Origin of the sequence: Meiothermus rufus DSM 22234, from assembly GCF_000423425.1 — a bacterium.
In the GTDB taxonomy this organism is placed as follows: Bacteria; Deinococcota; Deinococci; order Deinococcales; family Thermaceae; genus Meiothermus; species Meiothermus rufus.
Map to the genome: position 1 here is coordinate 64598 of NZ_KE384016.1, position 6565 is coordinate 71162.

General features: G+C 60.5%; 8 protein-coding genes. All 8 read left to right on the plus strand.

The window, feature by feature from the left end; genetic code table 11:
* The first annotated feature begins 11 nt into the window (after positions 1 to 11).
* From casA to cas2e, 8 genes are read left to right on the plus strand one after another with little or no spacing between them, the layout of a single operon-like run.
* Positions 12 to 1556 carry a type I-E CRISPR-associated protein Cse1/CasA gene (gene casA / locus G552_RS0114075; RefSeq protein ID WP_027883563.1) on the plus strand — a complete coding sequence of 515 codons (1545 nt, stop codon included), beginning with the start codon at positions 12 to 14 and terminating at the stop codon, positions 1554 to 1556.
* Positions 1540 to 2172 (plus strand): type I-E CRISPR-associated protein Cse2/CasB, encoded by a 633-nt coding sequence (casB, locus tag G552_RS0114080; protein ID WP_027883564.1) that lies wholly within the window; start codon positions 1540 to 1542, stop codon positions 2170 to 2172. Before casA ends, casB begins: the two co-directional genes overlap by 17 nt.
* A complete protein-coding gene (locus tag G552_RS0114085) occupies positions 2169 to 2699 on the plus strand; it encodes a DUF2939 domain-containing protein (RefSeq protein WP_027883565.1) in 531 nt (176 codons plus the stop codon). The genes casB and G552_RS0114085 overlap by 4 nt, the downstream gene beginning before the upstream one ends.
* A 10-nt stretch (positions 2700 to 2709) precedes the next feature.
* Complete coding sequence (cas7e, locus tag G552_RS0114090; protein ID WP_027883566.1) at positions 2710 to 3876, plus strand: type I-E CRISPR-associated protein Cas7/Cse4/CasC; 1167 nt, start codon at positions 2710 to 2712, stop codon at positions 3874 to 3876.
* Complete coding sequence (gene cas5e / locus G552_RS0114095) at positions 3876 to 4571, plus strand: type I-E CRISPR-associated protein Cas5/CasD (RefSeq protein ID WP_027883567.1); 696 nt, start codon at positions 3876 to 3878, stop codon at positions 4569 to 4571. Before cas7e ends, cas5e begins: the two co-directional genes overlap by 1 nt.
* Positions 4546 to 5178, plus strand: a complete 633-nt coding sequence (gene cas6e / locus G552_RS0114100; protein ID WP_027883568.1) for a type I-E CRISPR-associated protein Cas6/Cse3/CasE — start codon at positions 4546 to 4548, stop codon at positions 5176 to 5178. The genes cas5e and cas6e overlap by 26 nt, the downstream gene beginning before the upstream one ends.
* Positions 5179 to 5182: 4 nt before the next feature.
* Positions 5183 to 6133, plus strand: coding sequence for a type I-E CRISPR-associated endonuclease Cas1e (gene cas1e, locus G552_RS15755; RefSeq protein ID WP_051195844.1), 951 nt, complete (start codon positions 5183 to 5185; stop codon positions 6131 to 6133).
* Positions 6124 to 6516, plus strand: coding sequence for a type I-E CRISPR-associated endoribonuclease Cas2e (cas2e, locus tag G552_RS0114110; RefSeq protein WP_027883569.1), 393 nt, complete (start codon positions 6124 to 6126; stop codon positions 6514 to 6516). The genes cas1e and cas2e overlap by 10 nt, the downstream gene beginning before the upstream one ends.
* The last annotated feature ends 49 nt before the right edge of the window (positions 6517 to 6565 follow it).

The window sequence follows — 6565 nt, forward strand, 5'->3', positions numbered from 1 at the left end:
GGAGGTGTCTTGTGCCTGCGTTTGACTTGATAACTAAGCCCTGGATTCCCGTGCGACAGGGAAACGAGTTGAAGCTCGTCAGCCTAGAGCAAGCCCTGCTCGAGGCCCGCCAGTTCACCCGCATCGAAGACCCCAGCCCCCTCGTCACCACGGCCCTCCACCGCTTGCTGCTCGCGGTGTTGCACCGCGCGCTGCAAGGCCCGGAGGACGCCTACCAAGCGGCAGAGTGGTTCAGGGATGGCTTCGACGGCGAAAAGATTCGGGGCTATCTGCATAAGCACCGCGGCCGTTTCGACCTGTTCCACCCCGAACGGCCCTTCTACCAGGTGCCCGACTTCACCCTCGAGCGCTCCCGCCGCTCCTGGACGGTGCTGGCCCCCGAACTCAACTCCGACAACAACAAGGTGCTCTTCGACCACACCCTCACCTCGAGGCCCCGCCCCCTCCACCCCGCCGAGGCGGCCCGCTTACTGGTGGCCAACCAGACCTTTGCCCTTTCTGCCGGAAAGAGCGTGCTCTGCCACACCGCTACCGCCCCCGTGGCGACGGCGGCCATAGCGGTTGTGCTGGGCGAGAACCTGCACGAGACGCTGTGTTTGAACCTGGTGAGCTACCCCAAAAGAGAGCGCGAGCGTGATTTGGCCATTTGGGAGGGGGAGCCCATACGGGTATCCGACCTGGCAAATTGCCAGGCCGCCAAGGCCACGCCCAAGGGCATCGTCCACCGCTACACCTGGCTCTCGCGTGCGGTGCGCCTCGAGCCCGAAGAGGAAGACGGCCAGCCGGTGGTGCGCTGGATCGCCTACGCCTCGGGGATTCGCCACGAGGAAGCCGCGGTACGTGCCGACCCGATGGTGGCCTTCCGCCCTGACCCCAAAGACCCTTCCAAGCAGTATCCGCTCGGCTTTCGCGAGGGCCGGGCCTTGTGGCGGGACCTCGCCTCGCTGCTTCCCAAGCCGGGCTCCACGCATAGCCTGGGCGTGGTGGATCATGCCCGCAATGTTTATCGGGCCCTGGGAACCCGCTTCCGGGAGCGGGGCCTTCCGGTGATGGTGTCGGGCCTGGCCAATGACCAAGCCAAGATCGAACTATGGCGCGGGGAGATTTACCGTCTGCCCGAGGCCATTTTGGGCGATGAGGATATCCGGGGCTTTGTAGAGGGGAACCTAGAGAAGGCCGAGGTGATGGGCAAAGCCCTGAACGGGGCGGCTTTAGCCCTGGCCACGCACCTCCTGACCCAAGGGGAGCGGCAGCCCCACAAGGACGACGTGAACAAGCTGGTTCAGGGTTTTCCTCACCAAATTGCATACTGGTCGGCGCTCGAGGCCCGCTTCTTGGACTGGATACAACGGCTTGGCCCGGACTTCGAGAAAGCGCAAGGGAGGTTAGAGAAGGACTGGCAAGAAGCGCTGAAGCAGGAAGCCTTGCGGGCCTGGCAGCTAACCAGGCTGGCCGTCGGGGACGACGCCAAGGCCCTGCGGGCCATCCACAAGAGCGAGGGGATCCTGCTGGGCCATATCTACGGAAAGGAGGGAGTGGGTGCAAAAGGAAATTAGCCCAGAGCAAGCTTTTATGCGGCACCTGCGCCGCCGCAGCGAACCCGCCGACCTGGCGCGGATGCGCCGCGCCCTGGGCGACCCAGGAGCGGAAGTGATCCCGGTGGTGGAGGGGTTCTTGGCGCGCATCCAGGGGGACGATCCCCGTTCGGGACAGAGCCCTGGCGGGCCTATTCATCAGGGCGAATGCGAGGATCGCTGGGAGCGGCTGGTCTACTACCTGGTGGCCGGGTTGTGGGCCACCACGGTGTCTTCATCGGAGCTGGAGCATTTCCGCCAGCAGCCCGAGGAGGAGCCGGCGCAAGCCGAGGAGAATACAGCGGAGGCGGGCTACCGCCGCACGCTGGGCCACGCTGTCGCCGAGCTTTATCTGGCCCGCAACCAGTCCCAAAGCATTGAGCAGCGCTTCATTGCCTTGCTCGATGCCGACGAGGAACAACTCCCCTACCGGATACGCCAGATGGTGCAACTGCTCAAGGGGGGGGAGGGCATCTCAATCTACTGGCCCGAACTCTTGCGCGACCTGTTGGCCTGGAAGCGCGAGCATAGGCCGGTACAGCAAAAGTGGGCCAGGGCTTTTTACCGTACTGTGAGCAAAGAAGGAGGCCAAGAATGAACGAGAAAAGCCAAGAAAAGACTCCCTCTAGCTTCAAGAAGCCGACGCTTTGGCCGGTTTTGTTGGTCGCCTTAGCAGGGCTGATGGCCTACCTCTGGTTTTCCCCTTACCTTACGCTTTGGGGTATCCAGCGGGCTATCCAAAGCAACAACCCCAAAGCCCTCGAGCGCTACATCGACTTCCCCCGGGTACGGGAAAGCCTGAAAGCGGATTTGAACCGCGTCTTGCTAGAACAGGTCAGCCGAGACCAGAGCGGTTTTGCTGCGTTGGGGCTTTTGTTCGTGGCGCCGCTGGTGGATCAGATGGTGGATGTATTTGTAACCCCCGAGGGCCTGGCCAGCATCGGGACTGGCGAGGAGCCACAAAAGGGTAACCTCGAGGCGGTTCGGGACTGGCGGGTCAAGCGGCAGGGTTTGTCTAAGGTTCTGCTGCACCACAAAGACAATCCCGAGGAAGGGCTTTTGATGGAGCGGCAGGGCTTGGGTTGGAAGGTGATGCGGCTACAGATCGAGACCCTACCGCAATAGGAGGAATACCATGAAACACCTGCTCGAGATCCACATCCTGCAAAACTTTGCCCCCTCCAACCTCAACCGTGACGACACCGGCAGCCCCAAAGACGCCTTCTTTGGCGGGGTGCGCCGTGGGCGCATTAGCAGCCAGTGCCTCAAGCGGGCCGCGCGGGAGTATGTACGAGACCACCCCGACGGCCTGCCTCATGAGGCGATGGCTTTTCGCACCAAGCGGCTGGTGCAAGTGTTAGTAGAACAACTTAAGGCCAAGGGCCGGCGTGAGGAGGAGGCTAGGCAAAAGGTAGAGCAAGCCCTGGGTGGGATGGGCCTGAAGGTAGATGCAGAGGGCAAAACCCAGTACCTGCTGTTTTTGGGCAAGCAAGAGGTAGCCAAAATTGCCGACCTCATTGACCGGCACTGGGACGGCCTGGTGGCGCCCCAAACCGAGGAAGAGGGGAGCAAAAAGAAAGCCAAAGACGCCAAGAAAGCGGCTAAGGAAGCCGTCCCTGACGAGATCAAAAAAGCCCTGGGTAGTGTGCTGGATGGGGGAAAGGCCCTGGATGTCGCGCTCTTTGGCCGTATGCTGGCCGATTTACCCGAGAAGAACCAGGACGCGGCCTGCCAGGTAGCCCACGCCATCTCCACCCACAAGGTGGAGCGCGAGTTCGACTTCTACACCGCTGTAGACGACCTCAAGCCCGACGACAACGCGGGTGCCGACATGATCGGTACAGTGGAATACACCTCCGCCTGTTACTACCGCTATGCCGCGCTCGACCTCGAGAAGCTCCGGGAGAATCTCCAGGGGGATGTCGAGCTGATGCTCAAGGGCCTCGAGGCTTTCCTCAGGGCCATAGTCAAAGCCAAGCCCAGCGGCAAGCAAAACGCCTTCGCCGCCCACAACGACCCCGAGTACGTGGCCGTAACGGTTCGTACCAAGGCCGACCCGCGTAATCTGGCCAATGCCTTCGAGAAACCCGTGCGGCCAAGCCAGGACAAAAGCCTCACCGAAGCCTCGGTAGAACGCTTCGAGGCCAAGTGGAAGAAGCTGGCCGAGGCCTACGGGCAGAATGGAAAGACCTTCGTGCTCAACCTGACCGATGTTCCCTCTGATATTGGTGAGGCGGTGAAGAGCTTGGATGAGTTGCTGCGTAGTGCTCTGGAACAAATCAAGTCCAATCTGGAGGCCTAATGCCTACCCTGCTGCTGCGTTTGGCAGGCCCCATGCAGTCGTGGGGCACCCGCTCTAGGTTCGACGAGCGCGATACCGACCTGGTTCCCTCTAAAAGCGGCGTAATCGGCCTACTGTGTGCAGCCATGGGCGTAGACCGCAAGGAGAGTGCGCCGGTTCTCGAGCTGGCTGAGCTGCGCATGGGGGTTCGGGTAGACCAGCCGGGTGTGCTGCGCTGCGACTACCAGACCGCCCAGAATGTAATTGCTGCCGATCAGTCTAAGCTGCACGGCACAGCGGTGACCAGGCGGTACTACCTGGCCGATGCGGTTTTTCTAGTGGGCCTGGAAGGACAGAACCGGGCTTTGCTGGAACAGGCCCACCGCGCGCTCAAGACCCCGGCCTGGCCGCCTTTCTTGGGGCGCAAGAGCTATGTACCAAGCCCTGGGGTGTATTTGCCCGATGGTCTGCGGGAAGAACCCCTCGAGGAGGCGCTGCGCTACCCCTTTCTTGGGCATAGCTGGCCTAAGGATAAAAAGGGCAAGGAGCCCGAAGTCCTCTCCTTGCCGGTTTTCCTAGAGAACCGTGCCTCGAGCGAAGGCTCACTGCGCATGGATCAACCCCTCAGCTCCTTTGCCGAACGACGCTTTGGGGCGCGCTTTGTAGTTCCTGGCTCGGTGGAGGTGAGGCGTGTACCTGAGCCGAATCTATCCTAACCCTAGGCATAAACAGGCCCGCATCGACCTGGCAAACCCCTATCAGCTCCATGCCACGCTGTGCCGTGCCTTTGCCCCACCCGACCAGCGTCCGCCGCGTTTCTTGTGGCGGTTGGAAGAGGGCAAAACCCCACAGATTCTGGTGCAGAGTGCACAAGAACCCAACTGGAAAGCCATACAGGAGTTATTTCCTGGGTATCTTGCCCAGATGCCCGAGTCTAAGCAACTCCCTTTGGAGAACCTCCAGCCTGGCCAGGTGCTGCGCTTTCGTTTGCGGGCCAACCCCACCGTCACCCGCAAAGACCCCCAGAACCCTGAAAAACGCAAACGCCACGGGCTGAAAGACGTAGGGGAACAGCTCGAGTGGCTCCACCGCCAGGGGGCCAAAGGGGGTTTTGCTGTGTTGGGCGCAATGGTGGTGCAAAGCGGGCGGGTAAGGATGTACAAGCATGGGGGTGAGCATCCCATCGTGATACAGGCGGTGTTGTTTGAGGGATATCTCAAAATAACCGACCTGGATACTTTCAGAAAGACCCTGATAGCAGGGTTAGGCCACGCCAAGGCTCTGGGCTGTGGCCTTCTTTCCATCGCCAAGCCAAGGGGGTAGGGTCGTGAAATACGAGACCCGTAACTTACAGGAGCTACCCAAGTTTCGCGATGGGCTATCGTACCTCTACTTGGAGCATGGCCGCATCGAGCAGCAGGATCAGGCCGTGGCCTACTACAGCCAGGATGGGGTCGTGGCCATTCCAGCAGCAGCGCTTGGGGTGTTGATGCTTGGTCCTGGCACCTCTATTACCCACGCGGCCATTCGTCAGCTTGCCAACAATGGTTGCTCGGTGTTTTGGGTGGGTGAGGAGATGGTGCGTTTTTACGCCTGCGGTATGGGCGAGACCCGCAGCAGCGTCAACCTGATGCGGCAAGCCCAAGCCTGGGCTGATCCCGATAGGCACTTGGAAGTGGTCAAGCGCCTGTACCGGATGCGCTTTCCTGAGGGGCTACCCTCTGATCTTACTCTGGAACAAATTCGGGGCCGTGAGGGGGTTCGGGTGCGCGACACCTACGCCCGCTGGAGCCGCGAGACCGGGGTGGAGTGGAAAGGGCGTAACTACAACCGGGGTAACTGGGCCGAGGCAGACCCTATCAATCGAGCGCTCTCCGCAGGGGCGGCCTGCTTGTATGGGCTGGCTCATGCGGCCATTGTTTCAGCTGGGTATAGTCCGGCCCTGGGTTTTATCCACACGGGCAAGCAGCTTTCTTTTGTCTACGATGTGGCCGACCTATACAAGGCCGAGACCCTTATTCCAACCGCTTTCATGGTGGTGGCAGAGTCGTCTTCGGGGGTGGAGCGGCGGGTACGCCAGGCCTTGCGCGACCGCCTACGAGAGGTGGGGTTGCTAGAGCGTATAGTTTCCGATCTACACAAACTATTCGATGCTATAGAGCTTCCCGACCCCTATGCCAAAGACGCGGCTGCCCCGGGCGATTTGTGGGACGTGGAGGGAACAGTTCCTGGGGGGTGTCGTATGCCCAGGAAGACGCCGATTGACCCATGGTTGTGATTGTCTTGGAAAAGGTACCGAAGCGCCTGCGCGGCGAGTTGTCGCGTTGGATGCTCGAGGTGAGTACAGGCGTTTTTGTTGGGAGCATGTCGGCATTGGTGCGCGATCTATTGTGGGAGAAGTGCAAGGAAAAAAAGACTGTAGGTCGTTGCTGCCAGATATACCGCACTAACAACGAGCAGGGGTTTGCTATCCGAACGCATGGCGACACGACTCGAGTGCTGGTAGACTTTGATGGTCTCGTGCTGGTTGCTGTGAAAAATGCTGAATGGCAGCGTATGCATGCCAAGGGGCGTAGGTTGAAGGCAACCGAGAACCTTGAAAAAGAGAAAGCCGAGTTTGTAACTCGGGATTCGGACACTTCTGACGGGGTGAGTAGCTGAATTCTCCGTTAGAATCAAGTGTATTCCCCGCACACGCGGGGATGAACCG